The organism is Shewanella sp. ANA-3 (assembly GCF_000203935.1).
GTDB lineage: Bacteria > Pseudomonadota > Gammaproteobacteria > Enterobacterales > Shewanellaceae > Shewanella.
Window position 1 is genome coordinate 203,942 of sequence record NC_008577.1, and the last position, 26,024, is coordinate 229,965.

21 protein-coding genes, 6 tRNA genes and 3 rRNA genes are annotated in these 26,024 nt (G+C 47.5%); 24 read left to right on the forward strand and 6 right to left on the reverse strand.

The window, feature by feature from the left end; genetic code table 11:
* The first annotated feature begins 1 nt into the window (after position 1).
* The 4 genes from SHEWANA3_RS00895 (at position 2) to SHEWANA3_RS00910 (ending at position 4,524) form a co-directional block, all read left to right on the forward strand.
* Complete coding sequence (locus SHEWANA3_RS00895; RefSeq protein ID WP_011715440.1) at positions 2-445, forward strand: N-acetyltransferase; 444 nt, start codon at positions 2-4, stop codon at positions 443-445.
* A 230-nt stretch (positions 446-675) separates the two neighbouring features.
* Positions 676-1,287, forward strand: a complete 612-nt coding sequence (locus SHEWANA3_RS00900; protein ID WP_011715441.1) for a TetR/AcrR family transcriptional regulator — start codon at positions 676-678, stop codon at positions 1,285-1,287.
* On the forward strand, positions 1,278-3,143 hold the full coding sequence (locus SHEWANA3_RS00905) for an MFS transporter (RefSeq protein WP_011715442.1): 1,866 nt from the start codon (positions 1,278-1,280) through the stop codon (positions 3,141-3,143). The genes SHEWANA3_RS00900 and SHEWANA3_RS00905 overlap by 10 nt, the downstream gene beginning before the upstream one ends.
* A gap of 67 nt (positions 3,144-3,210) precedes the next feature.
* Positions 3,211-4,524 (forward strand): hypothetical protein, encoded by a 1,314-nt coding sequence (locus tag SHEWANA3_RS00910; RefSeq protein WP_011715443.1) that lies wholly within the window; start codon positions 3,211-3,213, stop codon positions 4,522-4,524.
* A gap of 57 nt (positions 4,525-4,581) precedes the next feature.
* On the opposite strand, the gene mnmH is transcribed toward SHEWANA3_RS00910, so the two are convergent.
* From mnmH to SHEWANA3_RS00925, 3 genes are all read right to left on the reverse strand, one after another.
* Positions 4,582-5,679: a tRNA 2-selenouridine(34) synthase MnmH gene (gene mnmH, locus SHEWANA3_RS00915; RefSeq protein ID WP_011715444.1), complete on the reverse strand. Its 1,098-nt coding sequence runs from the start codon at positions 5,677-5,679 to the stop codon at positions 4,582-4,584.
* Positions 5,679-6,737: a selenide, water dikinase SelD gene (gene selD / locus SHEWANA3_RS00920; protein ID WP_011715445.1), complete on the reverse strand. Its 1,059-nt coding sequence runs from the start codon at positions 6,735-6,737 to the stop codon at positions 5,679-5,681. The genes mnmH and selD overlap by 1 nt, the downstream gene beginning before the upstream one ends.
* A 96-nt stretch (positions 6,738-6,833) precedes the next feature.
* The gene (locus SHEWANA3_RS00925) at positions 6,834-7,940 is read right to left on the reverse strand and encodes a fatty acid desaturase (RefSeq protein ID WP_041412484.1); all 1,107 of its coding nucleotides are present in this window, start codon (positions 7,938-7,940) and stop codon (positions 6,834-6,836) included.
* Positions 7,941-8,083: 143 nt separating this feature from the next.
* On the opposite strand from SHEWANA3_RS00925, the gene fabR reads away from it, so the two are divergent.
* On the forward strand, positions 8,084-8,698 hold the full coding sequence (fabR, locus tag SHEWANA3_RS00930; protein WP_011715447.1) for an HTH-type transcriptional repressor FabR: 615 nt from the start codon (positions 8,084-8,086) through the stop codon (positions 8,696-8,698).
* Positions 8,699-8,767: 69 nt separating this feature from the next.
* On the opposite strand, the gene trmA is transcribed toward fabR, so the two are convergent.
* Positions 8,768-9,865 carry a tRNA (uridine(54)-C5)-methyltransferase TrmA gene (gene trmA / locus SHEWANA3_RS00935; protein ID WP_011715448.1) on the reverse strand — a complete coding sequence of 366 codons (1,098 nt, stop codon included), beginning with the start codon at positions 9,863-9,865 and terminating at the stop codon, positions 8,768-8,770.
* Between the two features lie 141 nt (positions 9,866-10,006).
* On the opposite strand from trmA, the gene murI reads away from it, so the two are divergent.
* Entirely contained in the window at positions 10,007-10,828 is an 822-nt protein-coding gene (murI, locus tag SHEWANA3_RS00940) for a glutamate racemase (protein ID WP_011715449.1), read from the forward strand.
* A gap of 11 nt (positions 10,829-10,839) precedes the next feature.
* Here the strand turns inward: murI and SHEWANA3_RS00945 are convergent, their stop codons facing one another.
* The gene (locus SHEWANA3_RS00945) at positions 10,840-11,304 is read right to left on the reverse strand and encodes an RNA-binding protein (RefSeq protein WP_011715450.1); all 465 of its coding nucleotides are present in this window, start codon (positions 11,302-11,304) and stop codon (positions 10,840-10,842) included.
* A gap of 634 nt (positions 11,305-11,938) precedes the next feature.
* Here SHEWANA3_RS00945 and SHEWANA3_RS00950 point away from each other — a divergent pair.
* The 7 genes from SHEWANA3_RS00950 (at position 11,939) to birA (ending at position 19,384) form a co-directional block, all read left to right on the forward strand.
* A 16S ribosomal RNA gene (locus SHEWANA3_RS00950) occupies positions 11,939-13,481 on the forward strand.
* A gap of 70 nt (positions 13,482-13,551) precedes the next feature.
* Positions 13,552-13,628: transfer RNA gene (locus SHEWANA3_RS00955), tRNA-Ile, on the forward strand.
* Positions 13,629-13,673: 45 nt separating this feature from the next.
* A tRNA-Ala gene (locus SHEWANA3_RS00960) sits at positions 13,674-13,749 on the forward strand.
* A gap of 272 nt (positions 13,750-14,021) precedes the next feature.
* A 23S ribosomal RNA gene (locus SHEWANA3_RS00965) occupies positions 14,022-16,914 on the forward strand.
* A gap of 176 nt (positions 16,915-17,090) precedes the next feature.
* Positions 17,091-17,206 (forward strand): 5S ribosomal RNA (rrf, locus tag SHEWANA3_RS00970).
* Together the 16S, 23S and 5S rRNA genes with 2 tRNA genes alongside form the textbook arrangement of a ribosomal RNA operon.
* A gap of 200 nt (positions 17,207-17,406) precedes the next feature.
* Complete coding sequence (gene murB / locus SHEWANA3_RS00975; protein ID WP_041412897.1) at positions 17,407-18,432, forward strand: UDP-N-acetylmuramate dehydrogenase; 1,026 nt, start codon at positions 17,407-17,409, stop codon at positions 18,430-18,432.
* Positions 18,425-19,384: a bifunctional biotin--[acetyl-CoA-carboxylase] ligase/biotin operon repressor BirA gene (gene birA, locus SHEWANA3_RS00980; protein WP_011715452.1), complete on the forward strand. Its 960-nt coding sequence runs from the start codon at positions 18,425-18,427 to the stop codon at positions 19,382-19,384. The genes murB and birA overlap by 8 nt, the downstream gene beginning before the upstream one ends.
* 1 nt (position 19,385) lies before the next feature.
* Here birA and coaA read toward each other — a convergent pair whose 3' ends face one another.
* The gene (coaA, locus tag SHEWANA3_RS00985) at positions 19,386-20,336 is read right to left on the reverse strand and encodes a type I pantothenate kinase (protein ID WP_011715453.1); all 951 of its coding nucleotides are present in this window, start codon (positions 20,334-20,336) and stop codon (positions 19,386-19,388) included.
* A gap of 234 nt (positions 20,337-20,570) precedes the next feature.
* Here coaA and SHEWANA3_RS00990 point away from each other — a divergent pair.
* The 11 genes from SHEWANA3_RS00990 (at position 20,571) to rplL (ending at position 25,901) form a co-directional block, all read left to right on the forward strand.
* Positions 20,571-20,646, forward strand: a tRNA-Thr gene (locus SHEWANA3_RS00990).
* A gap of 7 nt (positions 20,647-20,653) precedes the next feature.
* Positions 20,654-20,738 (forward strand) — tRNA-Tyr (locus SHEWANA3_RS00995).
* Between the two features lie 35 nt (positions 20,739-20,773).
* Positions 20,774-20,847 (forward strand) — tRNA-Gly (locus tag SHEWANA3_RS01000).
* Between the two features lie 9 nt (positions 20,848-20,856).
* Positions 20,857-20,932, forward strand: a tRNA-Thr gene (locus SHEWANA3_RS01005).
* Positions 20,933-21,047: 115 nt separating this feature from the next.
* Entirely contained in the window at positions 21,048-22,232 is a 1,185-nt protein-coding gene (tuf, locus tag SHEWANA3_RS01010; protein WP_011715454.1) for an elongation factor Tu, read from the forward strand.
* A 279-nt stretch (positions 22,233-22,511) separates the two neighbouring features.
* The gene (secE, locus tag SHEWANA3_RS01015; protein ID WP_011621018.1) at positions 22,512-22,883 is read left to right on the forward strand and encodes a preprotein translocase subunit SecE; all 372 of its coding nucleotides are present in this window, start codon (positions 22,512-22,514) and stop codon (positions 22,881-22,883) included.
* A 9-nt stretch (positions 22,884-22,892) separates the two neighbouring features.
* Positions 22,893-23,444: a transcription termination/antitermination protein NusG gene (nusG, locus tag SHEWANA3_RS01020; protein ID WP_011715455.1), complete on the forward strand. Its 552-nt coding sequence runs from the start codon at positions 22,893-22,895 to the stop codon at positions 23,442-23,444.
* Positions 23,445-23,572: 128 nt separating this feature from the next.
* Positions 23,573-24,001 (forward strand): 50S ribosomal protein L11, encoded by a 429-nt coding sequence (gene rplK, locus SHEWANA3_RS01025; RefSeq protein ID WP_011621019.1) that lies wholly within the window; start codon positions 23,573-23,575, stop codon positions 23,999-24,001.
* A 4-nt stretch (positions 24,002-24,005) separates the two neighbouring features.
* Positions 24,006-24,707 carry a 50S ribosomal protein L1 gene (rplA, locus tag SHEWANA3_RS01030; protein ID WP_011715456.1) on the forward strand — a complete coding sequence of 234 codons (702 nt, stop codon included), beginning with the start codon at positions 24,006-24,008 and terminating at the stop codon, positions 24,705-24,707.
* Between the two features lie 267 nt (positions 24,708-24,974).
* Positions 24,975-25,475, forward strand: coding sequence for a 50S ribosomal protein L10 (gene rplJ, locus SHEWANA3_RS01035; RefSeq protein WP_011070609.1), 501 nt, complete (start codon positions 24,975-24,977; stop codon positions 25,473-25,475).
* A 54-nt stretch (positions 25,476-25,529) separates the two neighbouring features.
* Positions 25,530-25,901: a 50S ribosomal protein L7/L12 gene (gene rplL, locus SHEWANA3_RS01040; RefSeq protein ID WP_011624800.1), complete on the forward strand. Its 372-nt coding sequence runs from the start codon at positions 25,530-25,532 to the stop codon at positions 25,899-25,901.
* The last annotated feature ends 123 nt before the right edge of the window (positions 25,902-26,024 follow it).

The window sequence follows — 26,024 nt, forward strand, 5'->3', positions numbered from 1 at the left end:
CATGCAGTCGATTCGTCCAGTATTAAAGTCAGAGTTAGCCGATGTTTTTCAACTCGAACAGGCTATCTTTGGCGATCATTGTTATCCCGACTTTTTCTTCCGTCAGGGATTTGATTGTTGGCCTGAGCAGTTTCTGGTTGCCGTAGATGATGGCGGGGAGCTGTTAGGCTATTTGCTCTGCGCTCAAAGTAGCGACCCTGCCTGTATGTGGATTCTCTCCGTAGCAGTGAGTGAGCAAGCCCGCGGCCAAGGTATTGGTAAACAATTAATCCAGCAATGTTTAACCCAACTACCGTCTCAGGTTAAGCGGGTGGATTTAACCGTCGATCCCCATAATCCTGCCCATGGTTTATATCAGCGTTTAGGATTTGTCGATACCGCCTTCGAAGCGGACTATTTTGGCGCCGGGGCCGATAGAGTCGTGATGAGTTATCACTGCTGCTAGGTAAAAGTTCAACCTCGAAATGGCGCCCTCGATTGAGGGCGCCATTTTTTATGCGTTGAAAGTTAAATTCCTTCCAAGGTTCCCATCGAGCGATTACCTCAAAGTTAGCCCTTCTTCCCTCATTTTTATGCCTTTTATTTCATGCTGTACGCAAAATAAACTTATTTTGAACGTTGTTTTTTTATTTTTTAGGCTGTTAATCTCACTGCATTCAACAGGGAGTGAGACCTATGGCGAGACGCAAAGAACATAGTCATGATGAGATTCGTGCTATGGCAATAGAAGCGGCAATGGCGCTGCTGCAACAGCAAGGGACACAGGAGCTGAGTTTGCGCAAGATTGCTAGCCAGATTGGCTATGTGCCGAGTACCTTAATCAATATCTTTGGTAGCTATAACTACCTTCTATTAGCCGTTTCTGAGGCAACGTTGCAGGCACTGATGCATGAGCTCTCCGAGGTAAATGCTGAGAATAGTCGCAATCAAATCATTAGCATGGCGCAAAAATACGCTGAGTTTGCCCATGCACAGCGCCAATGTTTTAAGTTGGTATTTGAACTGCAGCTACTCGACTCAGAACCTTTGCCCGAATCCCAAGGCCAGCTTATCGCAGGTTTATTCAGGTTAATTGAACGTGAGTTAGCCCTGTTGTTCCCCCATAAAACTGCTGAGCAGCAACTCCAAATGAGCCGAGTACTCTGGGGCGGCATCCACGGCCTCACTGCCTTATCACTGGATAATAAATTGTTTGCCGATACGGCATCTTTACCCGCTTTGTTAGAGAGTCATGTGACAGGGTATTTACAGGGAATGGGTTATCAGAGGGAAGAGTCATGCTGCTAACAAAACGTTTTTTACCGTATTTTGCTACCCAATGCCTTGGGGCACTTAACGACAATATCTATAAAAATGTGTTGTTGCTGCTGGTTACCTTCAGTCAAGTCAACGACTTACCTATTAGTGTCGACATGTTTGTCAATTTGGCTGCAGGGGTCTTTATCCTGCCGTTTTTCCTATTTTCGGCCCATGCAGGCGTGGTGGCCGACAATATGGATAAGGCCAAACTTATCCGTCGCTTAAAACTGCTCGAAGTCATCATTATGTTCAGCGCCGCCGCGGCCATCGTGAGCGAAAATTACATGATGATGTTATTACTGCTGTTTTTAACCGGTAGTCAGTCAGCCTATTTTGGCCCGGTCAAGTATTCCCTCCTACCTCAAGCCTTAAAAGAGGATGAGTTAGTGGCGGGCAATGCCTGGGTTGAGATGGGGACGTTTTTGTCTATCTTGATTGGTACCTTGAGTGCTGGGATTTTGGTGTCTGAAAACAATGCCACCCTATGGTCGGCCATCACGGTCGCGAGCCTTGCCTTGGCGGGGTATTTATCTAGCCGCGCGATCCCAGCTTTACCGCCGCAGGGCACAGTAGAGAAAATCCAATTTCGCCCATTATCAGGCACTTGGCGCACCATAAAGAAGGCACGTCAAACGCCTTCGATTTGGATGGCCATCCTCGCCATTAGCTGGTTCTGGTTTTTGGGTGCCACATATCTGACCCAGTTCCCTAACTTTGCCAAGCTGCACCTGCACTCTGGCGCGACTGTGGTGTCGCTTCTACTGGGGATGTTCTCTATCGGGATTGCGGTGGGCTCCTTTGTCTGTGAGCGTTTTTCCTTTGGCCATGTGGAGTTAGGTTTGCTGCCCTTTGGGGTGCTCGGGTTAACTGTGTTTGGTGTGGACTTACTTTGGGCGATTCCGCCAGCACCAGCGGATGCGCAGTTTGTTTATGGCTTACACTCCTTTATTGCCGAGCCGAAGCATTATCGAGTGATGTTGGACTTCTTTATGATTGGTGTCAGCGGTGGTCTGTTTATTGTGCCTCTGTATGCCTTTATTCAAGCGCGCTCCGCTAAGGGAGAGTGTGCGCAAGCGATTGCCGCGAATAACATTATGAACTCGCTCTTTATGGTGGCGTCGGCGCTGTTGTCTATGCTGCTGCTTGGAGTGGTGGGCTGGAGTATTCCACAGTTGTTCCTGCTGCTGGCGGTGATGAACTTTGTGGTTGCGCTTTACGTGTATTCGCAGGTGCCTGAGTTTACACAACGATTTATCAGTTACTTACTCAGCCATGTGATGTATCGGGTGACTGTGACTGGGCGAGAAAAGATCCCTAAAGAAGGCGCTGGCATCATAGTCTGTAACCATGTGAGCTATGTGGATGCGTTGATCATTATGGGAGCCTCGACCCGGCCGATTCGTTTCGTGATGGATAAATCTATCAGTGAAATCCCAGTGCTGAAATACCTGTTCCGCCATGCAGGAGTAATCCCGATTTGTTCGCCGCGTCAGAGTGAGGCAACTTACAATCAAGCCTTTGAATCGATTCATGAGGCGTTAGCGGATGGCGAATTGGTGTGTATTTTCCCCGAAGGTCGTTTAACCCCCGATGGTGAACTCGGCGAGTTTCGCCCCGGTATAGATAAAATCCTCGCTCGCGATCCCGTGCCGGTGATCCCTATGGCGCTCAATGGACTGTGGGGTTCTTACTTTAGTCATAAAGATGGCCATGCATTGACTACTATGCCGAAACGCTTCTGGTCCAAGGTATCGGTGGATATTGATGGCCCTATTCTGGGAGCGTCCACTAGTCGCGCAAATCTACGGCAGCAAGTTGTAAACCTACTTGCTTTACGAAATTGAGATATGGTGTAATCCTTCAGTTAAAAAAGTTACATATAGATAACAATTTAAATGTTGGAGTTTGGTCATGAAAAAGGGATGCTATATAGGCGCTTTGGTACTTGTGCTAAGTGGGTGTGGAGGGTCTGGTGATTCAAACTCAGATGACTCCGATGGAGGAAATCCTACATCACCTCGACTCACAATGGATGTCGAGAGCACAGCGTCAATGTGTAATATAAGAGAAAAGAAAGCAGGTGTTGATGTGATTGTTCATCGACGTGACGGTAGTATTTTGAACTCTTATAAGAGTGATGCGCAGGGACATGTCGATGTCCCTTGGTCTAGTGAAGCATCACATTTAACGGTCGCGGCACAAGAGTTTGTGAATGGTAGCTCTTCTTGGCGGATCCAGACAGATTTAAATGCTAAAGCCAGTGATTATGGTATATATCGATTTACCGATGAAAATTTAAATAATGGTTGTGACTGTAGTGATGTCAATTTAGATACAAGCGAGATAGCTACTGTTTATAGTAACTACTATCTTTATGGTAATAATGCTTATATCAATCCAGCGCTCACCAATAATCCATTGCATGTGTGTAAGCGTGACAATAAATTCGCGCCGGTGAACTTTATATTAATTCCTAAGCAGGGTGGTATTGCTGCTTATGCAGCTAGTATAGATCCCAATGAGCTTGATTTATCGCAAGTTATTTCACTTTCAAGCAGTATGTTTGAAGGGGCGAGTCATGAGGGTACTTTGCTCAATGTAGATGTGAATAGCAGTAACTATTTTTTACGTAGTTATTCTGAAACAGAATACGGTCGACAAAATTGGATTTCATGGCCTACAAGAGAAGTTCAGCTATTCCCCGAGCTTTTTAATCGCAATCTCGTGTCTGCATCACAACAAATCGATCTCGGTGGAAATGATATTGGAACTATGAGTTATGTCGGATTAACTCGGAGAGCCGTTGCAGATGTTTCAAATAACTTAAGCTTAAATTTACCATTAAATGAAAATCTAATGCTAAGTGAAGTTACACGCTTAATGAGTACAATTGGTAATGCAGGAAGTACAAATTATGACTTCAGTTTCAACGCTAATCGTATGCAAGGGGTGCAGGTAACCTTATCGCAAAGCAATGATTACTGGTCTATTTCAGGCCCGCTGAAGGGTTCTATTCCTGATTTAGATTTGCCTGCGCACCTACAAGCGGCCTTTGATGATTCGTCGATGACATCGATGAGTTTCTATGTATGGGGTTATAGTGGTATGGCTGATTTATATGATTTACGCTCTGAGCTGAGTAAGTCTAGCCGCAGCACTAATTCTATACGTTCGACTAAATTTGACAATTACGACTACGAAGATATCACTATTTCAACGTATTAGTTTTGCAGGAAAAGCACCGCTGTACGCCATTGTGCGGCGGTGTATTTTCTATTTTTATTAATAGTTATCCAGCCACTCATGCATGGCTTGGTGACTTCCCCTAAACAGAATATTGCCGGCTTTCTTTTGCAATTGGTATTCGTACATGGGGTCGTAATACTTGTGCAGTAGCAGGCTTATCCAGGCCATATGTTGTGAGGTTTGGTTTTGATTGAGTTGCTGCGACAGTGCTTGTTGCATCATGTCTTGCAACTCTTGATATTGCTTACCGCCAAGACGTTTGCGAATGCTGCCAAGACTCTGTAATAGGTAGTGGCTAAAGGCTTCGAAACCTGCCTCTAAGCCGAGACGTTCGCTAAATCCTAGATGCATTTTATGAACGTATTCATCGAGTAAACGAGTTAGCCTGATGTCATCGTCTTCTTCGAGTACCACAATATCGGCCGTCTGCATTGCGCTATAAAAGCTTTGCGGCAGCGCCGAGCGGCCAATCAAAAAGCTTTCATCCTCGAGCAACAAACAGGCGTGATTGCCTAATTGATGCCGAAGCAGGGCAATGGCGAGCTGATTTTCAAAGTTAATTTGTGTCGGTTGTGGGTCGATGTTTTTACCAAAGCTCGAGCCTCTGTGATTGGCAATGCCTTCGAGATCGATTGCTTCTTTACGCAGTCTTAAAAAATCGGTTTTACCGCTTCCCGTCATACCGCTCAGGCTTAGCAAAGGTTGCTGACTTGGCGCCGTCTCAATGACACCAATTAAATATTGGCGCATGCCTTTGTAGCCGCCCTGTACATAAGGCGCGGTAACGCCTGCCTCTTGCAGCCATTGCTGAGTTAATTGTGAGCGTAGCCCGCCGCGAAAGCAGTAAAGATAAGCTTCTGGGTTTGCAGATAAAAAGTTTAACCAAGCATCAATACGCTGCTGTTTTACCACGCCATGCACGAGGGAATGGCCCAAGGCTATCGCGGCTTGCTGTCCTTGCGCTTTGTAGCAAGTGCCGACCTTTTCCCTTTCCTTATCAACCATTAACGGCAGATTTACCGAGGAAGGAAAAGCGCCGCGGTCAAACTCGATTGGCGCCCTTAAGTCGATTAATGGCTGCCCAGCGATAAAGATATCGTGATATTGCTGGGCGGGGATGAGCTTAGTTGTCATTAACACAGCACCACATTGGCGGTGGAGGTGGGCGTTTCTAGCGAGCCAATACAGATAGGCTCAATTTGATGGGCATTAAGTAGCGCCACCAGTTCCGCTTCGGCCTCACTCGACACTGCCACTAGCAAGCCACCACTGGTTTGTGGGTCACACAAAATGGCTTTTTGATGATCGGTAAGTGTGGGTAAGTGTTCGCCATAACTGTCGTAGTTACGATGGGTGCCACCGGGAATACAGCCTTGCGCTAGATAGTCGAGGGCGCGCGGTAAGAGTGGCACGGCATCCAGATTAAGTTTAGCGGTGAGCTTAGCGCCTTGGCATACTTCCAGTAGATGGCCTGCAAGCCCAAAACCTGTGACATCGGTGAGGGCGTTCACGCCTTTAATCTTAGCGATTTTGGCGCCTATGCTATTGAGCTGGCACATGGCATTTACTGCAATTTGGCTATCTTCATCTTTGAGCTTCTTCTGCTTTTGTGCCGTGGTGAGAATGCCAATACCGATAGGTTTAGTGAGATACAAGCGATCGTCCGCTTTTGCGGTATCGTTTTGTTTTAAATCTGTGAGGGCGATTTGCCCTGTGACCGCAAGGCCAAAGATTGGCTCAGGCGCATCGATACTGTGACCACCGGCTAACATTATCCCAGCTTCCATACAGGCTTGACGGCCGCCATCAACCACTTGCTGTGCAATCTCGGCGGGGAGTTTGTTCACTGGCCAGCCTAGAATCGCAATCGCCATCATGGGCGTGCCACCCATGGCATAGATATCACTAATGGCATTGGTGGCGGCGATACGGCCAAAGGTAAAGGGATCATCTACGATAGGCATAAAAAAGTCGGTAGTGCTGATAATGCCGATTTCATCGTTGAGCTTATAAACGGCTGCATCATCACGGCTTTGATTGCCAACCAACAGGTTAGGATCGGTAAATACAGGCAGCTGCGAGGCAAGAATCGTAGTCAGTACTTTAGGGGAAATTTTACAGCCGCAGCCGGCACCATGACTATATTCTGTGAGTTTAATGCTATCGGCGGAAGATACAGCGGAATTCGACATGAGCCCTACATCCTGTAAAAAGTGATTGAGGCATCATCATAATAGGATACGGCCACCATGCAAGGCGGCCGTATGATTTTTACCGAGAATTGTGGTCTAGCTATAACTTGCCGTGAGGCTCTTCCAGCTTTTTTGCTGAGTGAGGAATCGTGTCTTCAATTCTTCGACTTGCAGTAACAACTGTTGATCGACCAGTTGTTTACGCTTGGCGTCTAACAGTGCCTTTTTTGCCTGATAGTATTCGAGTAAATGCTCCTTCATTAACTCGTATTCCTGTTGGATTTTCTCAATCACTTCATCGGCATTGGGCAGATGGACCACTTTATTTTTGGCATGCAGCAGTTGCATCTGCAGGCGTGCGCTCTCAATTCGTTCCTGTGGACTGGTGCGTAGGTCTTTGGCTAAGCCAACCCAAGATAAACCCTTAATCAACCACTTAGTCGGATCGTAATGCCACCACTTAATACCGTTACGGTAATCGTTTTCGAAGATATGGTGGAAATTATGGTAACCCTCACCGTAGGTCAACATCGCCAGAAAACCGTTGTCACGGGCGGTGTTTTTATCGGTATAGGGTTGGCTGCCCCACACGTGGGCGAGGGAATTGATAAAGAACGTGCAGTGATGCACAACGACTAAGCGCAGTAATCCCGCCATCAGCAACATGCCAGCGATATTGCCAGTGAACCAGCCAAGTAGCGCGGGCAGACCAATATTCATCAGAATCACGAGGGCGAGATAGTGCTTGTGTTGCCACATCACGATTCGGTCGTTCTGCAAATCACGCACGTTTTGGTAGTCATGGTAACGTTGAGCTTGGTATTCGCGCAGCATCCAACCGATATGGCTGTACCAGAAACCCATGTTAGCCGAGTAGGGATCTTTATCATTGTCATCGACATGCTTATGGTGCACGCGATGATCGGATGCCCAATGTAATGCACTGTTTTGTAATGCTAATGCACCGCCAAGCGCGTAGAGGAAACGTACCGCAGGGTGAGCTTTATAGGCCTTGTGCGACCAGAGTCTATGGTAACCCGCTGTGATCGACAGACCACTTGCAAAGGCTAACACCACAAAAGCAATCCATTCGCTGGCGCCATAACCGTGGGTTAGGCCATACCAAGGAACGAGGATAACTGCACTGAGGAAGGTGAGGCTAAAGAGGATGACATTTAGCCAGATGATAGGGGGTTTATTCATTATAGTTTCCAATATCCGCATTTGAGCGTACAACTGTAAGCTAATTTAGCCTAGCAATCTTGTTTGGTCAAGGTGGATGGGGCTGTGTTTCAGACGCAAAAGCGGTATTATCGCGTCATTACATTCAGTTAGCGGATTGAATAATGGGTATTCGTGCACAGCAAAAAGAGAAAACTCGGCGGGCATTAGTCGATGCGGCGTTTAACCAGCTCAGTGCTGAGCGAAGTTTCTCTAGCTTAAGCTTGCGTGAGGTGGCGAGGGAAGCCAACATTGCGCCCACATCCTTTTATCGTCATTTTAAGGATATGAATGAGCTTGGGTTGACCATGGTCGACGAAGGCGGGCTCACCCTAAGACAGATGATGCGAAAGGGGCGACAACGTGCCGAAGCCGGGGGCAGTGTGATCCGCATTTCTGTGGATACCTTTATGGAAGTACTTGATTCTAATCCAAACGTTTTCAGAATCTTATTACATGAGCGTTCAGGGACTTCGGCGGCCTTCCGCGCGGCGGTAGCCCGTGAGATTGAACATTTTATCTCTGAACTGGCCCATTACACCGAAGCGACGGCGGGCCGCACGCCTATACTGGCCAGAGCACAGGCAGAAGCGCTCGTGACCTTAGTGTTTAACGCCGGAGCGTCGGCACTGGATATGAAGCGTGCCGATCGTAAAGTGCTTGCCGATCAACTGGTGATGCAATTACGTATGGTGGCGAAGGGCGCCGAAGCCTTACAACATAAGGTTGAGCATCGTTAAGTGAAATTGTGATTTAACCCAAAAATAAAGGAGCCATTGGCTCCTTTATTTTTAGGTACATAGAGTCGCTTAACGACGCTCAAGCAGTACACCTGTTTCCATATGATCGGTATAAGGGAACTGATCAAACAGGGCAAAACGGGTGACTTTATGAGTCTGATTTAATTGCTGCAAATTGTCTTTCAAGGTGTCGGGATTACAAGAGATATACAGGATCCGCTCATAACCTCGCACTAACTCCAACGTGGCAGGGTCGATACCTGCTCGTGGTGGGTCGACAAAAATGGTGTTGCAGACATAGCTATCCAGATCTATGCCTTCTAAGCGTCTAAAGCTGCGCTTTTTCGCCATCGCATCGCTAAATTCTTCCGCCGACATACGGATAATCTGCAGATTATCGATATTGTTGACTTCGATATTGTACTGGGCAGCATCGACTGAAGGTTTAGCCAACTCGGTTGCGAGCACGCGATTAAAGTTTTGTGCCAGCGCGATGGAGAAGTTGCCATTACCACAGTAAAGCTCCAGTAAATCCCCTTGGCTATTTTGAGTCACGTCGATAGCCCACTCCAGCATCTTGATAGCCACTTTGGCATTTGGCTGGGTAAAGCTGTTTTCGATTTGTTTGTAATGGAAAACTTTGTCATTCACTTGCAGTGACTCAACCACGAAGTCTTTATCTAAATCGATTTTCTGTTTGCGCGCACGGCCAATGATATTGACCTTAAATTGGCTACTCAATCTGGCTTTAAGTGCAGCGGCTTCGCTGCGCCATTGATCATCAAGCTGTCTGTGATACAGCAGTGACACTAAAATCTCACCACTGAGCGTTGATAAAAAATCAACTTGGAAGAGTTTATGGCGTAGGCTGTGGTTCGGTTTTAACTCGGTGATCAGAGCCGCCATCATCTGATTGATTAAGGCACTCGCGGGTAAGTATTGATCGCAACGAACTTTGTCGTTCAATACTTTATCGAACATGTAATAGTATAAATCGTCGCCCTCGTGCCATACGCGAAACTCGGCGCGCATCCGATAGTGGGCAGGTTCTGAGGCAAACACTTCAACACTCGGTGTCTCAAATTGGGCAAAGGCTTGCTCTAGCTTGATACGCTTTGCCGTTAGTTGCGCATCATAGGTCGTGGGATCCATTGCTGCTAAGTTCATTGTCGATTCACCGTGGCTGTAAATTGGGGCGCAAATTTTATACTAGGTGACACGAATGTCCAGCATCTTGGTTTTGCGGTTTGAGCAAAGCTGTGGGAAAATCCGCCCGCGCATGGGGCAACGAATTAACTGGAGACGGGCTTGTCGCAACCAATATTAGTATTCGATTCTGGCATCGGCGGTCTATCCGTATTGGCCGAAATTCGCAAACTGCTCCCACATCACGATTACTGCTATTTATTCGATAATGCCAGATTGCCCTATGGCGAATTGGAAGAGCAGGAACTTATCTCGGGTTGTGTTGCGCTCATCGACCAAGTTGTCGAGCGTACCCACGCTGCCATTGTTGTCGTAGCTTGCAATACCGCGAGTACTGTTGTGCTGCCCGCGCTGCGTGCCACTCTATCTATTCCTGTGGTGGGCGTTGTCCCCGCCATTAAACCCGCGGCGCAGTTATCTAAAAGTAAGCGTATTGGTTTGCTGGCCACTCCTGGTACGGTCAAGCGTCACTATACCTACGAACTCATTAGCCAATTTGCCGATGATTGCCACGTTGAGCTGTTCGGATCTTCCGAATTAGTGCTAATGGCCGAACAGAAGATTGCTACCGGCCAATTAGATATGGTGCGGTTAACACAGGTGCTATCACCAATAGTCGAAGCGGACTTAGATGTTTTGGTGCTTGGATGTACTCACTTCCCCATGCTGCGTGATGAACTGCAACAGGTATTAGGCCAAGGTGTCACCTTGCTCGATTCTGGAGAGGCTATCGCCAAGCGAGTCAAAACCTTGTTGGCTGAGACTAAGAGTGATGAGCAAGTTCAGGAAGAAGACGCGCACAGTAATTTACTTATGCAGGCGTTTTATACTAAAGCAGAAATCAGTGAGGGATTAGCGACCACGTTAGTCGATTGTGGCTTTTCAACCCTAGAGCGAATCACCACAATCAACTCAAACGGATAAATTAACGCGGATTATTCATCGGTACCTGTACGGTCGGCAGCTTCCGAATCTTGAGTCTTCGCTTCTCTAACCTTTAAGGTTCTTTCTTGGAAGTTGAAATCGTTCAACTTGACCATCGCCTTTTGAGCTCCCGCCTCGGACATTTCCACAAAGCCAAACCCTTTACGACGACCCGTTTTACGATCACGTACTAAACGTACTGAGTTGACGGGGCCGAACTCACCAAACAGAACCTTCACTTCACCCTCATGGACACGATAAGGCAAGTTGCCTACATAGAGTGTCATGGTCGGGCCAACATATTGCTCATCTGCACCTTGAGCTTGGTTTGTCTCTGGGACAAATTTAAAAACGAGAGTAGTAATGATAACGCCAGCAACAAAAGCGATGTACGCAGGTAATGTAGTTGCAAATTGAGATAGCGCGATTGCGCCGAGAATGGCAATAACCAAAACAATAAGAAATGACTTTTGCATATAAATGCTCTCTGAATGAAATAGAAAATGATAAATAACTGTTAACAGCAAGTCATATGGTAATGAATTATTTACTTTTACACTAGACCGCTGCCGAAAAATTGAGCGTGAATTATCATTTCTCAGATAAAAATTCGCTTTTAAATCGAATAACAAAGCAGAAAGAGATAAAAAATAGACATGATGTTTAAAATATCGACGTACGATTTAAAGAAGCGAAAAAAGCCCTTGCACAAAAAGTTCAGCTCCCTATAATGCGCATCCACTGACACGGCAGACAGCGATACGCAGTTTCAAGTGTCAGTTCATCGAGTGATTCACTCCTCGATGAGCGAAAAGAAAGTTGCAAAAACTACTTGACGCAAAAACGGGAATGCGTAGAATACGCAGCCCTGACCCGCTGAAATCACTTACGATAAGGCGATGGTCAACGCTCTTTAACAATTTATCAAGCAAATCTGTGTGGACACTCACAGGTGTTGAGTTAATCGAAATTACTCTGCCGTTTGGCGAGTAATCAAAATTTAAATCAATGAATGAGTGTTCATAGCAATATGTACAGTTTGTTTTGACTTTCGAGTTGAAACGACAAATCAGAATTCATTGAGCCGAACCTTAGGGTTCACAAAACTTTTAATTGAAGAGTTTGATCATGGCTCAGATTGAACGCTGGCGGCAGGCCTAACACATGCAAGTCGAGCGGCAGCACAAGGGAGTTTACTCCTGAGGTGGCGAGCGGCGGACGGGTGAGTAATGCCTAGGGATCTGCCCAGTCGTGGGGGATAACAGTTGGAAACGACTGCTAATACCGCATACGCCCTACGGGGGAAAGGAGGGGACCTTCGGGCCTTCCGCGATTGGATGAACCTAGGTGGGATTAGCTAGTTGGTGAGGTAATAGCTCACCAAGGCGACGATCCCTAGCTGTTCTGAGAGGATGATCAGCCACACTGGGACTGAGACACGGCCCAGACTCCTACGGGAGGCAGCAGTGGGGAATATTGCACAATGGGGGAAACCCTGATGCAGCCATGCCGCGTGTGTGAAGAAGGCCTTCGGGTTGTAAAGCACTTTCAGTAGGGAGGAAAGGTTGTAAGTTAATACCTTGCAGCTGTGACGTTACCTACAGAAGAAGGACCGGCTAACTCCGTGCCAGCAGCCGCGGTAATACGGAGGGTCCAAGCGTTAATCGGAATTACTGGGCGTAAAGCGTGCGCAGGCGGTTTGTTAAGCGAGATGTGAAAGCCCCGGGCTCAACCTGGGAATTGCATTTCGAACTGGCAAACTAGAGTCTTGTAGAGGGGGGTAGAATTCCAGGTGTAGCGGTGAAATGCGTAGAGATCTGGAGGAATACCGGTGGCGAAGGCGGCCCCCTGGACAAAGACTGACGCTCAGGCACGAAAGCGTGGGGAGCAAACAGGATTAGATACCCTGGTAGTCCACGCCGTAAACGATGTCTACTCGGAGTTTGGTGTCTTGAACACTGGGCTCTCAAGCTAACGCATTAAGTAGACCGCCTGGGGAGTACGGCCGCAAGGTTAAAACTCAAATGAATTGACGGGGGCCCGCACAAGCGGTGGAGCATGTGGTTTAATTCGATGCAACGCGAAGAACCTTACCTACTCTTGACATCCAGAGAATTCGCTAGAGATAGCTTAGTGCCTTCGGGAACTCTGAGACAGGTGCTGCATGGCTGTCGTCAGCTCGTGTTGTGAAATGTTGGGTTAAGTCCCGCAACGAGCGCAACCCCTATCCTTATTTGCCAGCGCGTAATGGCGGGAACTCTAGGGAGACTGCCGGTGATAAACCGGAGGAAGGTGGGGACGACGTCAAGTCATCATGGCCCTTACGAGTAGGGCTACACACGTGCTACAATGGCGAGTACAGAGGGTTGCAAAGCCGCGAGGTGGAGCTAATCTCACAAAGCTCGTCGTAGTCCGGATTGGAGTCTGCAACTCGACTCCATGAAGTCGGAATCGCTAGTAATCGTGGATCAGAATGCCACGGTGAATACGTTCCCGGGCCTTGTACACACCGCCCGTCACACCATGGGAGTGGGCTGCAAAAGAAGTGGGTAGCTTAACCTTCGGGAGGGCGCTCACCACTTTGTGGTTCATGACTGGGGTGAAGTCGTAACAAGGTAGCCCTAGGGGAACCTGGGGCTGGATCACCTCCTTACCTATACGACTAACTTGATGTTTGTTGAGTGTTCACACAGATTTGCTTGATAGAAGATAGAGTAAACGATGGGTCTGTAGCTCAGCTGGTTAGAGCGCACCCCTGATAAGGGTGAGGTCGGTGGTTCAAGTCCACTCTGACCCACCAATCCTTTGAGGGTTGGGACATCTGATACTCGCACTGCATGTAAATGGGGCTATAGCTCAGCTGGGAGAGCGCCTGCCTTGCACGCAGGAGGTCTGCGGTTCGATCCCGCATAGCTCCACCATTTACTGCAATCTGGTTAGAGATGCCAAAGATAAACTGAAAATTATCTTTGGCTTTTTTAAGCCCGCTCTTTAACAATTTGGAAAGCTGATAGTAATTAATACAATGATGTCTGTCGTTGTGTTAATACGAAAAAATTGAGTTCTTAAAACACTTTTTAAGTGTCTTGAATATTCAAGTCTAAGGCGAGTCCATCTTCTTGGTCGAAGATGAGACAAGTAAAACCAGCTGGTCGCAACGACGCAAGTGATGTGAAACTCATTTGGGTTGTATGGTTAAGCGACTAAGCGTATACGGTGGATGCCTTGGCAGTCAGAGGCGATGAAGGACGTAGTAACTTGCGAAAAGCGTTGGCGAGCTAGTAACAAGCATTTGAGCTAACGATGTCCGAATGGGGGAACCCGGCCGCATAAGCGGTCATCATGTAGTGAATACATAGCTACATGAGGCAAACGAGGGGAACTGAAACATCTAAGTACCCTTAGGAAAAGAAATCAACCGAGATTCCCCTAGTAGCGGCGAGCGAACGGGGATTAGCCCTTAAGTCAGAGGGGTGTTAGTGGAATGGTCTGGAAAGTCCAGCGGCACAGGGTGATAGCCCCGTACACGAAAACTAACCTTTGATGAAAACGAGTAAGGCGGGACACGTGATATCCTGTTTGAATATGGGGGGACCATCCTCCAAGGCTAAATACTCCTGACTGACCGATAGTGAACCAGTACCGTGAGGGAAAGGCGAAAAGAACCCCTGTGAGGGGAGTGAAATAGAACCTGAAACCGTATACGTACAAGCAGTGGGAGCGGTTCTTGAGACCGTGACTGCGTACCTTTTGTATAATGGGTCAGCGACTTACGTTTTGTAGCGAGGTTAAGCGAATAGCGGAGCCGTAGGGAAACCGAGTGTTAACTGCGCGTTTAGTTGCAAGGCGTAGACCCGAAACCCGGTGATCTAGCCATGGGCAGGTTGAAGGTTGAGTAACATCAACTGGAGGACCGAACCGACTAATGTTGAAAAATTAGCGGATGACTTGTGGCTGGGGGTGAAAGGCCAATCAAACCGGGAGATATCTGGTTCTCCTCGAAAGCTATTTAGGTAGCGCCTCGGACGAACACCTTTGGGGGTAGAGCACTGTTAAGGCTAGGGGGTCATCCCGACTTACCAACCCTTTGCAAACTCCGAATACCAAAGAGTGCTATCCGGGAGACAGACGGCGGGTGCTAACGTCCGTCGTCAAAAGGGAAACAACCCAGACCGTCAGCTAAGGTCCCAAAGTGTATGTTAAGTGGGAAACGATGTGGGAAGGCTTAGACAGCTAGGATGTTGGCTTAGAAGCAGCCATCATTTAAAGAAAGCGTAATAGCTCACTAGTCGAGTCGGCCTGCGCGGAAGATGTAACGGGGCTAAACATACCACCGAAGCTACGGGTGCAATCCATTAGGGTTGCGCGGTAGAGGAGCGTTCTGTAAGCCGTTGAAGGTGAAGGGGTAACCCACACTGGAGGTATCAGAAGTGCAAATGCTGACATGAGTAACGATAAAGGGGGTGAAAAACCCCCTCGCCGAAAGACCAAGGGTTCCTGTCCAACGTTAATCGGGGCAGGGTGAGTCGACCCCTAAGGCGAGGCCGAAAGGCGTAGTCGATGGGAAACAGATTAATATTTCTGTACTTCCGCTAACTGCGATGGAGAGACGGAGAAGGCTAGGCTAGCGCGGCGTTGGTAGTCCGCGTTTAAGGTGGTAGGTGGGTGACTTAGGCAAATCCGGGTCACTATACACTGAGAGCTGATGACGAGTCCCCAAGGGGATGAAGTAGTTGATGCCATGCTTCCAGGAAAATCTTCTAAGCTTCAGGTTAGCGGGAATCGTACCCCAAACCGACACAGGTGGTCGGGTAGAGAATACCAAGGCGCTTGAGAGAACTCGGCTGAAGGAACTAGGCAAAATGGTACCGTAACTTCGGGAGAAGGTACGCTGCTGTTGGTGATGGGACTTGCTCCCTAAGCTGACGGCAGTCGCAGATACCAGGTGGCTGCAACTGTTTATCAAAAACACAGCACTGTGCAAAATCGCAAGATGACGTATACGGTGTGACGCCTGCCCGGTGCCGGAAGGTTAATTGATTGGGTTATCGCAAGAGAAGCTCATGATCGAAGCCCCGGTAAACGGCGGCCGTAACTATAACGGTCCTAAGGTAGCGAAATTCCTTGTCGGGTAAGTTCCGACCTGCACGAATGGCGTAATGATGGCCACGCTGTCTCCAGCCGAGACTCAGTGAAGTTGAAATTGCGGTGAAGATGCCGTATACCCGCGGCTAGACGGAAAGACCCCGTGAACCTTTACTATAGCTTGGCACTGAACATTGACCCTACATGTGTAGGATAGGTGGGAGACTTTGAAGCGGGAACGCTAGTTCTCGTGGAGTCGTCCTTGAAATACCACCCTTGTAGTGTTGATGTTCTAACTTGGGCCCCTAATCGGGGTTAAGGACAGTGCCTGGTGGGTAGTTTGACTGGGGCGGTCTCCTCCCAAAGAGTAACGGAGGAGCACGAAGGTTGGCTAAGTACGGTCGGACATCGTACGGTTAGTGCAATGGCATAAGCCAGCTTAACTGCGAGACAGACACGTCGAGCAGGTACGAAAGTAGGTCATAGTGATCCGGTGGTTCTGAATGGAAGGGCCATCGCTCAACGGATAAAAGGTACTCCGGGGATAACAGGCTGATACCGCCCAAGAGTTCATATCGACGGCGGTGTTTGGCACCTCGATGTCGGCTCATCACATCCTGGGGCTGAAGTCGGTCCCAAGGGTATGGCTGTTCGCCATTTAAAGTGGTACGCGAGCTGGGTTCAGAACGTCGTGAGACAGTTCGGTCCCTATCTGCCGTGGGCGTTGGATGATTGAGGGGAGTTGCTCCTAGTACGAGAGGACCGGAGTGAACGAACCGCTGGTGTTCGGGTTGTCATGCCAATGGCATTGCCCGGTAGCTATGTTCGGAATCGATAACCGCTGAAAGCATCTAAGCGGGAAGCGAGCCCCAAGATGAGTCATCCCTTGGACTTTAAGTCCACTAAAGAGCCGTTCGAGACTAGGACGTTGATAGGTCAGGTGTGTAAGCGTTGTGAGGCGTTGAGCTAACTGATACTAATGACTCGAGAGGCTTAACCATACAACCCAGATGGGTTTTACTGAAAATGTTCCAGACATTTTCCAGTACTTCCTCCTTCCCTGGAGGTCGTACAGTTCTTAGCTTGAATACAAACACTTAAGAAGTGCAACTCAAACCAGCTTTCCGAATTAATTTACTGCCTGCGACAATAAGACAGGTAGTAAATAACAAATTTGCTTGGTGACAATAGCATTGTGGTCCCACCTGATCCCATCCCGAACTCAGAAGTGAAACGCAATCGCGCCGATGGTAGTGTGGGGTCTCCCCATGTGAGAGTAGGTCATTGCCAAGCGCCTAATGAAACAAAAAAGCCAGCTGCATAAGCTGGCTTTTTTGCATTTAGCGTTCTTAACTGCCACTTCCACTGTTATTTTTACTCTTTTTCAAGATCTTGCTTCATTTATTTGTCTGCTTTGACCGATCGACCTCAGTTTGCTGCAATTCTAGGGTGAAGCGTTTACAATGTCGCTTTTGTCGCGGCAGAACATCATCATGTCTTTTCCATATTCGCTAAAGCCGTTTAATACTTTTGGCGTGGAGCAATCCTGCTTATCCTTGATTGAAGTCCATTCCAAGGCTGAGCTGCAATCGGCCTGTTTATCCTTATATCAGTCTAAGCGACCTATGCTCGTACTCGGTGGCGGCAGCAATATCGTATTCACCGATGATTTTAATGGCACTGTAGTGCGAGTTTTGTCTAAGGGCATTTCCTGCTCGGAAGATGACACTCACTTTTACCTTGCTGTTGAGGCGGGTGAGAACTGGCATGAGTTGGTTCAGTTCAGCTTAAATCAGAATATGCCAGGACTTGAGAACTTAGCGCTGATCCCTGGCACCGTTGGTGCGGCTCCGATCCAAAATATCGGCGCCTATGGCGTTGAGCTTTGCGATATTTGTGATTGGGTCGAATATCTGGACCTCGCGTCTGGTAACTTGCTAAGACTTACAGTCGATGAGTGTGAGTTTGCCTATCGGGAGTCGATATTTAAGGGCAGCTTACGCGACAAAGCTGTGATTACCGCCGTTGGTTTGCGCCTTCCTAAAGCTTGGCAACCGAAATTGGCCTATGGTCCGTTGCAATCATTTACTGCTGAGACAGTGACCCCAAGGGAGATTTTTGACCGGGTCTGTGAAGTGAGGAGCGAAAAGCTACCTAATCCAGAAGTGCTAGGTAATGCAGGCAGTTTCTTTAAGAATCCTATCGTAAGCGCAGCGACTTATATGCAGCTTGCTGCGCGTTTCCCGAGTATCGTCGGTTATGCGCAACCCAATGGAGAGGTTAAACTGGCTGCGGGTTGGCTGATTGAGCACGCGGGTCTTAAGGGCTTTGCCCTCGGGAATGCAGGCGTGCATGCGAAGCAAGCTTTAGTCTTAGTCAATTTAGGCCATGCGACTGGCCAAGATATTTGTCGATTAGCATTGCATGTGATTACGAGAGTGAATGAGGTTTTTGGTGTTAAGCTCGAAGCGGAGCCAAGAATTATGGGATTAACAGGGGAGACGAGTCTCGATGTCTGATAACTGGGTGAGAAAACGCGAAATACTGGGATTGCTGTCGAGCGAACATTTTGTCTCGGGTGAAGAATTGGCGACACAACTGGGTGTTTCTCGTGCGGCGGTGAGTAAGCATGTGGATGCTTTGGAAGATTACGGCGTGGCAATTTACAGTGTCAAAGGCCGTGGTTACAAGTTAGCGAACCCCATCTCCCTCATCGACTCAGCGCGGTTAATTCAGTCGATTGATAATCGCTGCTTTTATTTTGATGAGATCCCTAGTACTAACGGATTTATGTTAAGTCATACGGGTGAGCTTAAGAGTGGCGACCTGTGTGTCGCGGAGTACCAGTCGGCAGGGCGAGGTCGTCGCGGCCGTACTTGGGTTTCTCCATATGGGCATCACTTATATTTCTCGCAGTTTTGGTCATTCCCCCAGGGGATGGCGCAGGCGATGGGCTTAAGCCTAGTGGTGGCTTGTAGTTTGGTCGAGGTATTGAAATCCTTTGGGGTAGATAATATCGGCGTGAAATGGCCAAACGACATTTACCTGAATTATAAAAAGCTTGCTGGGATTTTAATTGAAATGTCAGGTCAGGCGGACAGCGAGTGCCAATTGATCATTGGTATTGGCGTTAATATGGCCATGTCAGAAGACCAAGGAAAAGGCATAGACCAGCCTTGGAGCGATTTATCCGCGTTAGCGACTATGCCGAATAAAACGGACCTCGTGATTGCGCTGCAAAAGCAGCTGAAGAAAGACATTCAACTCTTTGAGCGAGAAGGACTGGCGGCATTCAAACTGCGTTGGCAAGCGGCTGATCTATTCTATGGCAAAGAGATCCGTTTGCTCATGGGTGAAAATCATGTTGAGGGTATTTGCCGCGGTGTCGACGAACAGGGCGCAGTGCTACTTGAAACCGCCGATGGCACACAGGCATACATCGGCGGTGAAATCAGTTTAAGACCAAGATAGATTATTTGCGTAACAATACGTGGGACATCAAGTGATCCTGGCCTTTTTGCAGGATCAGATGTGCCCGCTCTCTTGTCGGCTGGATATTGAGTTGCAAATTGGGGCCGTTGATCGTGTCCCAAATCTTCGCTGCAATGGCATTCGCCTCATCATCTGTTAGGCTGGCATAGTGATGAAAATACGACTTTTCATCACTGAAGGCACCTTTGCGGAACTGCAAAAAGCGCTCCTGATACCACTGCTTTAATAAGTGCTCTTCGGCATCGACGTAAATGGAGAAGTCGACAAAGTCGGAGACGAAGGGGCGGCGTATATCTACTGGTGAATCTAAGCCGGTTTGCAGTACATTGAGTCCTTCTAGGATCAAAATATCGGGCTGAGAGACCGTTTGATGCTGGCCGCGGATACGATCGTAAGTCACGTGGGAGTAGATAGGCGCATTCACATGGGCCTGCCCCGATTTTACCGCCGAAATAAATTCTACCAACATCTTCATGTCGTAGCTTTCGGGAAAGCCTTTACGCTGCAGTAAACCCTTGCGCTTTAGGTCAGCCAAAGGATATAAAAAACCATCAGTAGTGACTAAATCGACCTTAGGATGCTCAGGCCAGTGGCGCAGCAAGGCTTGCAAAATACGCGCTGTGGTACTTTTACCTACGGCAACGCTGCCGGCGATACTAATGATATAAGGGCTACTTGAGGGTTTTTGGCCGAGAAACTCATCCAAGACTAAGCCACGTTGTTGCTTCGATTTTACGATGAGATTGAGTAACCTGCTGAGTGGCAAGTAAATGTCGGTAACTTCTGAGAGGGAGACCTTCTCATTAATACCGCGCAAATTTTCCAAGTCTTGTTCACTCAGTGTCATCGGCACTGCGTCCCGTAAAACAGACCATTGCGCGCGCTCAAAGGCAAGATAGAGTGCTTTTTGAATTGGATTTTTTGACGTCATAGGCTTTCCTCGGCTTAGGGATCGCACAGTACACCATGACTTAAGTATCGACAATATAAAATCTATTCTCGATGCCCCATTTATTGGTCACGCTTGAGTATTCGCAGAATAATTGCACGACAGCCTAGGTTTAAGTGTAAAAAAGCATCATTTGATTGCTTTTTTTAAACAAATCGTCGATTTTTGCTTGCACTTGGGCACACATTTACCTAATATCCCGTTCCGAAATGATTTGCCGGCATAGCTCAGTTGGTAGAGCAACTGACTTGTAATCAGTAGGTCCCGAGTTCGACTCTTGGTGCCGGCACCATTTTACTGGAGGGGTTCCCGAGTGGCCAAAGGGATCAGACTGTAAATCTGACGGCTCCGCCTTCGAAGGTTCGAATCCTTCTCCCTCCACCATTTTCTAGGTAGTTAGGTAGCCTTAGTTAGGTTGCGCGGGCATCGTATAATGGTATTACTCCAGCCTTCCAAGCTGATAACGCGGGTTCGATTCCCGCTGCCCGCTCCAAATTTAGTTGCTGATATGGCTCAGTTGGTAGAGCACACCCTTGGTAAGGGTGAGGTCGGCAGTTCGAATCTGCCTATCAGCACCAGCCTTTCTAAATTAAGCTCCTATACCTAAATAATCGGTTCGATGTCATTTATATGCATCGGATTTTTTCTATATGTATGTTTTCATCACCAAGACTCTTGGATTGAGGCAATACCATGGCAAAAGCTAAATTTGAACGTAATAAGCCCCATGTTAACGTGGGCACCATCGGTCACGTTGACCATGGTAAAACCACTCTGACTGCAGCTATCTCTCACGTACTGGCTAAGACCTACGGTGGTGAAGCTAAAGACTTCTCTCAAATCGATAACGCTCCAGAAGAGCGTGAGCGCGGTATTACCATCAATACCTCTCACATCGAATACGATACGCCAACTCGCCACTACGCACACGTAGACTGCCCAGGCCACGCTGACTATGTTAAAAACATGATCACTGGTGCTGCACAGATGGACGGCGCGATCCTGGTAGTAGCTTCTACTGACGGCCCAATGCCACAAACTCGTGAGCACATCCTGCTGTCTCGCCAAGTAGGCGTACCATTCATCATCGTATTCATGAACAAATGTGACATGGTTGACGATGCTGAGCTGTTAGAATTAGTTGAAATGGAAGTACGTGAACTGTTATCAGAATACGACTTCCCAGGTGATGACTTACCAGTTATCCAAGGTTCTGCTCTGAAAGCCCTTGAAGGCGAGCCAGAGTGGGAAGCTAAGATCATCGAATTAGCGGCGGCACTGGATTCTTACATTCCAGAACCAGAGCGTGATATCGATAAGCCATTCCTGATGCCAATCGAAGACGTATTCTCAATCTCTGGCCGTGGTACAGTAGTAACAGGTCGTGTTGAGCGTGGTATCGTACGTGTTGGTGACGAAGTAGAAATCGTTGGTATCCGTGCAACCACTAAGACAACCTGTACTGGTGTTGAAATGTTCCGTAAGCTGCTTGACGAAGGTCGTGCAGGTGAGAACTGTGGTATCCTGTTACGTGGTACTAAGCGTGATGACGTAGAACGTGGTCAAGTATTATCTAAGCCAGGTTCAATCAACCCACACACTACTTTTGAATCAGAAGTATACGTTCTGTCAAAAGAAGAAGGTGGTCGTCACACTCCATTCTTCAAAGGCTACCGTCCACAGTTCTACTTCCGTACAACTGACGTGACAGGCACTATCGAACTGCCAGAAGGCGTAGAGATGGTAATGCCAGGCGACAACATCAAGATGAAAGTGACTCTGATCTGCCCAATCGCGATGGACGAAGGTTTACGCTTCGCAATCCGTGAAGGTGGCCGTACAGTAGGCGCTGGTGTTGTAGCTAAGATTTTCGCTTAATCGCGAACTTGCTATAGTACTGAAAAAGGAAGCTTCGGCTTCCTTTTTTGTTTAAGTCGATTATTTACTAGGTTTTGTGGGTTGCAACGGCTGTGCATCCTTGCTAACAAAGTCGAATAAGAATACAATCTATGGCCGATTTTTGACCCTGAGCTTATGCAACATGATGCGTTTCTAAGGGTATTCGGAATGCAGAGTATCTAAAGCGTATTGTAACTGGGTCGTATGTCCCTAATTATTGTGCTCAAGCTCAGGCCGTATTGAGTAACGGAATAACCGATGACAACAAATACTGAAAACCAGACTAACTCTCTGGATATCGTGAAGTGGGGTTTAGCGATCCTATTGCTGGCCGCTGCTGTTATTGGCAATCAGATGTATAGCGAGACAAGTGCCGTGATCCGTGCACTGGCTGTTATCGTTGCATTCGCTATTGCTGGTTTTATTGCCCTGCAAACAGAAAAGGGTAAGAAAGCCTTAGCGTTCGCTCGTGAGTCGCAAATTGAAGTGCGCAAGGTCGTATGGCCAACACGTCAAGAAGCGCTTAACACCACTTTTATTGTCCTTGCTGCAACAGGTATTTTAGCCCTTGTTTTATGGGGTTTAGATGCAGTGTTAATGCACATTGTCAATTTCATCACTGGCGTATAGGCACCTCGAATGACTGAAGCTAAAGAAGCTAAAAAAAGATGGTATGTAGTGCAGGCATTCTCAGGCTATGAAGGCCGAGTTTGTAAGTCACTGATTGAATACATTAAAATGCACGGCATGGAACAGTACTTCGGCGAAGTATTAGTTCCGACTGAAGAAGTCATCGAAATGCGTGCAGGCCAGCGTCGTAAGAGCGAGCGTAAGTTTTTCCCTGGCTATGTGTTAGTCCAGATGGAAATGAACGATGACAGCTGGCATTTAGTCAAAAGCATCCCGCGTGTTTTAGGCTTTATTGGCGGAACTTCTGATCGTCCTGCCCCAATTTCAGATAGAGAAGCGGATGCAATTCTGCGTCGCTTACAAGAAACCACAGCTTCACCGACTCACCGTGTTATTTTCGAGCCGGGCGAAGTGGTGCGTGTTTGTGATGGTCCATTTGCTGACTTTAACGGTACCGTTGAAGAAGTGGATTATGACAAGAGCCGCGTAAAAGTGTCAGTAATGATCTTTGGTCGTTCTACACCGGTTGAGCTCGATTTTAATCAGGTCGAAAAAGGCTGATTAAATTAAATACAAAAATCCGTTTGGCAACGGGTGCGGATTTCTATATAATCCGCCCCCGTTGTTTTCGGGGGAGCACGTCGGCATGTCGCTGATGCGCGTTTGAACCCAAACTGAGGAAATGTCAGATGGCAAAAAAGATTGATGCTTATATTAAGCTACAAGTGAAATCAGGTTCTGCGAACCCTTCACCACCAGTTGGTCCAGCTCTGGGTCAGAAAGGTGTGAACATCATGGAATTCTGTAAAGCGTTCAACGCCCGTACAGAAAAAATGGAAAAAGGCATGCCTATTCCAGTCGTGATCACTGTATACAGTGACCGTTCATTCACTTTCGAAACTAAGACTCCGCCAGCTTCTTACTTACTGAAGACTGCTGCAGGCCTGAAATCAGGTTCTCCACGTCCAAACACTCAGAAAGTAGGTACTATCGCTCGTGCTAAGATTCAAGAAATTGCTGAATTGAAAGCGGCCGATATGACTGGTGCTGATGTTGAAGCGATGACTCGCTCAATCGAAGGTACTGCGCGTTCAATGGGTTTGGTTGTAGAGGGTTAATATAATGGCAAAACTAACTAAACGCATGCGCGTAATCCGCGAGAAAGTTGACGGTACTAAGTTATACGAAATCAACGACGCTGTTGCTCTGTTAAAAGAATTAGCAACTGCTAAGTTCGTTGAAAGTGTTGACGTTGCTGTTAACCTGGGTATCGACCCACGTAAATCAGACCAAAACGTTCGTGGTGCTACTGTATTACCACACGGTACTGGTCGTGAAGTTCGCGTTGCAGTATTTACACAAGGTGCAAATGCTGAAGCTGCAAAAGCTGCTGGTGCAGAACTCGTTGGTATGGATGATCTGGCTGAGCAAATCAAAGCCGGTGAAATGAACTTCGACGTAGTTATCGCATCTCCAGATGCAATGCGCGTTGTTGGTATGTTAGGTCAAATCTTAGGCCCACGTGGTTTAATGCCTAACCCAAAAACTGGCACAGTAACGCCAAACGTTGCTGAAGCCGTTAAGAACGCTAAAGCTGGTCAAGTTCGTTACCGTAACGACAAGAACGGTATTATCCACACTACTATCGGTAAAGTGGATTTCACACCAGTTCAATTGAAAGAAAACTTGGAAGCGTTAATCTCTGCACTGAAAAAGGCTAAGCCTGCAGTTGCTAAAGGTGTATACGTGAAGAAAGTTAGCATCTCTACCACTATGGGTGCAGGTGTAGCTATCGACCAAGCGACTCTCGATACAGCTAACTAATTTTACAAAGTGCGCGCATTAGTCTATAATGCGCGCACTTTGTGGGTTGAAGCCTGTTTTTTGATGCGTAACGCATTGTGAAACGGGCTTCCGTCCAAGACCGCAGGTGTTTTCCTTATTGGTTTACTTAATTTCCTGCGTAGACGGTGTCAGGCCCCAGCTAAATTTTTTTACTGGATAATCTGCACCGTAAGTCACTAAATACATAAGTATTTAGTATGGTAAATACTAGGGGAATACCCTAGGTGGAATCCAGGAGTAAAGCCAATGGCATTAAGACTCGAAGACAAAAAAGCGATTGTTGCTGAAGTCAACGAAGCTGCCAAAGGTGCGCTATCTGCAGTAGCCGCTGATTCACGCGGTGTAACTGTAGGTGCTATGACCGGTCTGCGTAAAAAAGCTCGTGAAGCTGGTGTTTATGTACGTGTAGTACGTAACACTCTAGCTCGTCGTGCTGTTGAAGGTACTGCATTTGAGTGCCTAGCAGAAACGTTCACTGGCCCAACTTTGATTGCTTTCTCTAACGAGCACCCAGGTGCTGCAGCTCGTCTGTTAAAAGACTTTGCTAAAGAGCAAGCTAACTTCGAAGTTAAAGGCGCAGCCTTTGAAGGGAATTTCATCCCTGCAGCTGACATTGATCGTTTGGCGAAACTGCCAACATACGAAGAAGCACTAGCACAGTTAATGATGACTATGAAAGAAGCATCTGCTGGCAAGTTCGTTCGTACTCTGGCCGCCCTGCGCGATCAAAAACAAGAAGCCGCTTAATTTTAAGCTGGCTGCTTAATAAAATTGAATTCAGAACAATAGGAAACATTTGTTATGTCTATCACTAAAGACCAAATCTTAGAAGCCTTTGCAGCTATGTCTGTAATGGAAGTTGTTGAACTGATCGAAGCTATGGAAGAGAAGTTCGGCGTTTCTGCTGCTGCTGCAGTAGTTGCTGGCGGTGCTGCTGATGCAGGTGCTGCTGCTGAAGAACAAACAGAATTCACTGTTATGTTAACTGCTCACGGCGACAACAAAGTTGCTGTTATTAAAGCCATCCGTGGCGCAACTGGTTTAGGCCTGAAAGAAGCTAAAGCAATGTCTGAAGCTGCTCCAGTAGCAGTTAAAGAAGGCGTTTCTAAAGAAGAAGCTGAAGCTCTGAAGAAAGAACTGGTTGAAGCTGGTGCTACAGTAGAGATCAAGTAAGCTATTATGTAGCTTACTCACCCAAGCCAATTGGGTGGAGGCTGGCGGTTTTTTAACCGTCGGCCTTTTTTGCGCTATATGCGTCGGCGATTTTTTTTCACCGTTTATCGCCAAATTTTGCAG

Coding starts and splice junctions, on each gene's coding strand:
- tuf (WP_011715454.1), top strand. CDS start 21,048: ATGGCAAAAGCTAAATTTGAACGTAATAAGCCCCATGTTAACGTGGGC.
- coaA (WP_011715453.1), bottom strand. CDS start 20,336: ATGACGTCAAAAAATCCAATTCAAAAAGCACTCTATCTTGCCTTTGAG.
- SHEWANA3_RS00895 (WP_011715440.1), top strand. CDS start 2: ATGCAGTCGATTCGTCCAGTATTAAAGTCAGAGTTAGCCGATGTTTTT.
- rplA (WP_011715456.1), top strand. CDS start 24,006: ATGGCAAAACTAACTAAACGCATGCGCGTAATCCGCGAGAAAGTTGAC.
- secE (WP_011621018.1), top strand. CDS start 22,512: ATGACAACAAATACTGAAAACCAGACTAACTCTCTGGATATCGTGAAG.
- SHEWANA3_RS00905 (WP_011715442.1), top strand. CDS start 1,278: ATGCTGCTAACAAAACGTTTTTTACCGTATTTTGCTACCCAATGCCTT.
- rplL (WP_011624800.1), top strand. CDS start 25,530: ATGTCTATCACTAAAGACCAAATCTTAGAAGCCTTTGCAGCTATGTCT.
- SHEWANA3_RS00925 (WP_041412484.1), bottom strand. CDS start 7,940: ATGAATAAACCCCCTATCATCTGGCTAAATGTCATCCTCTTTAGCCTC.
- nusG (WP_011715455.1), top strand. CDS start 22,893: ATGACTGAAGCTAAAGAAGCTAAAAAAAGATGGTATGTAGTGCAGGCA.
- murB (WP_041412897.1), top strand. CDS start 17,407: ATGTCTTTTCCATATTCGCTAAAGCCGTTTAATACTTTTGGCGTGGAG.
- mnmH (WP_011715444.1), bottom strand. CDS start 5,679: ATGACAACTAAGCTCATCCCCGCCCAGCAATATCACGATATCTTTATC.
- SHEWANA3_RS00900 (WP_011715441.1), top strand. CDS start 676: ATGGCGAGACGCAAAGAACATAGTCATGATGAGATTCGTGCTATGGCA.
- birA (WP_011715452.1), top strand. CDS start 18,425: ATGTCTGATAACTGGGTGAGAAAACGCGAAATACTGGGATTGCTGTCG.
- trmA (WP_011715448.1), bottom strand. CDS start 9,865: ATGAACTTAGCAGCAATGGATCCCACGACCTATGATGCGCAACTAACG.
- SHEWANA3_RS00945 (WP_011715450.1), bottom strand. CDS start 11,304: ATGCAAAAGTCATTTCTTATTGTTTTGGTTATTGCCATTCTCGGCGCA.
- selD (WP_011715445.1), bottom strand. CDS start 6,737: ATGTCGAATTCCGCTGTATCTTCCGCCGATAGCATTAAACTCACAGAA.
- rplK (WP_011621019.1), top strand. CDS start 23,573: ATGGCAAAAAAGATTGATGCTTATATTAAGCTACAAGTGAAATCAGGT.
- SHEWANA3_RS00910 (WP_011715443.1), top strand. CDS start 3,211: ATGAAAAAGGGATGCTATATAGGCGCTTTGGTACTTGTGCTAAGTGGG.
- rplJ (WP_011070609.1), top strand. CDS start 24,975: ATGGCATTAAGACTCGAAGACAAAAAAGCGATTGTTGCTGAAGTCAAC.
- fabR (WP_011715447.1), top strand. CDS start 8,084: ATGGGTATTCGTGCACAGCAAAAAGAGAAAACTCGGCGGGCATTAGTC.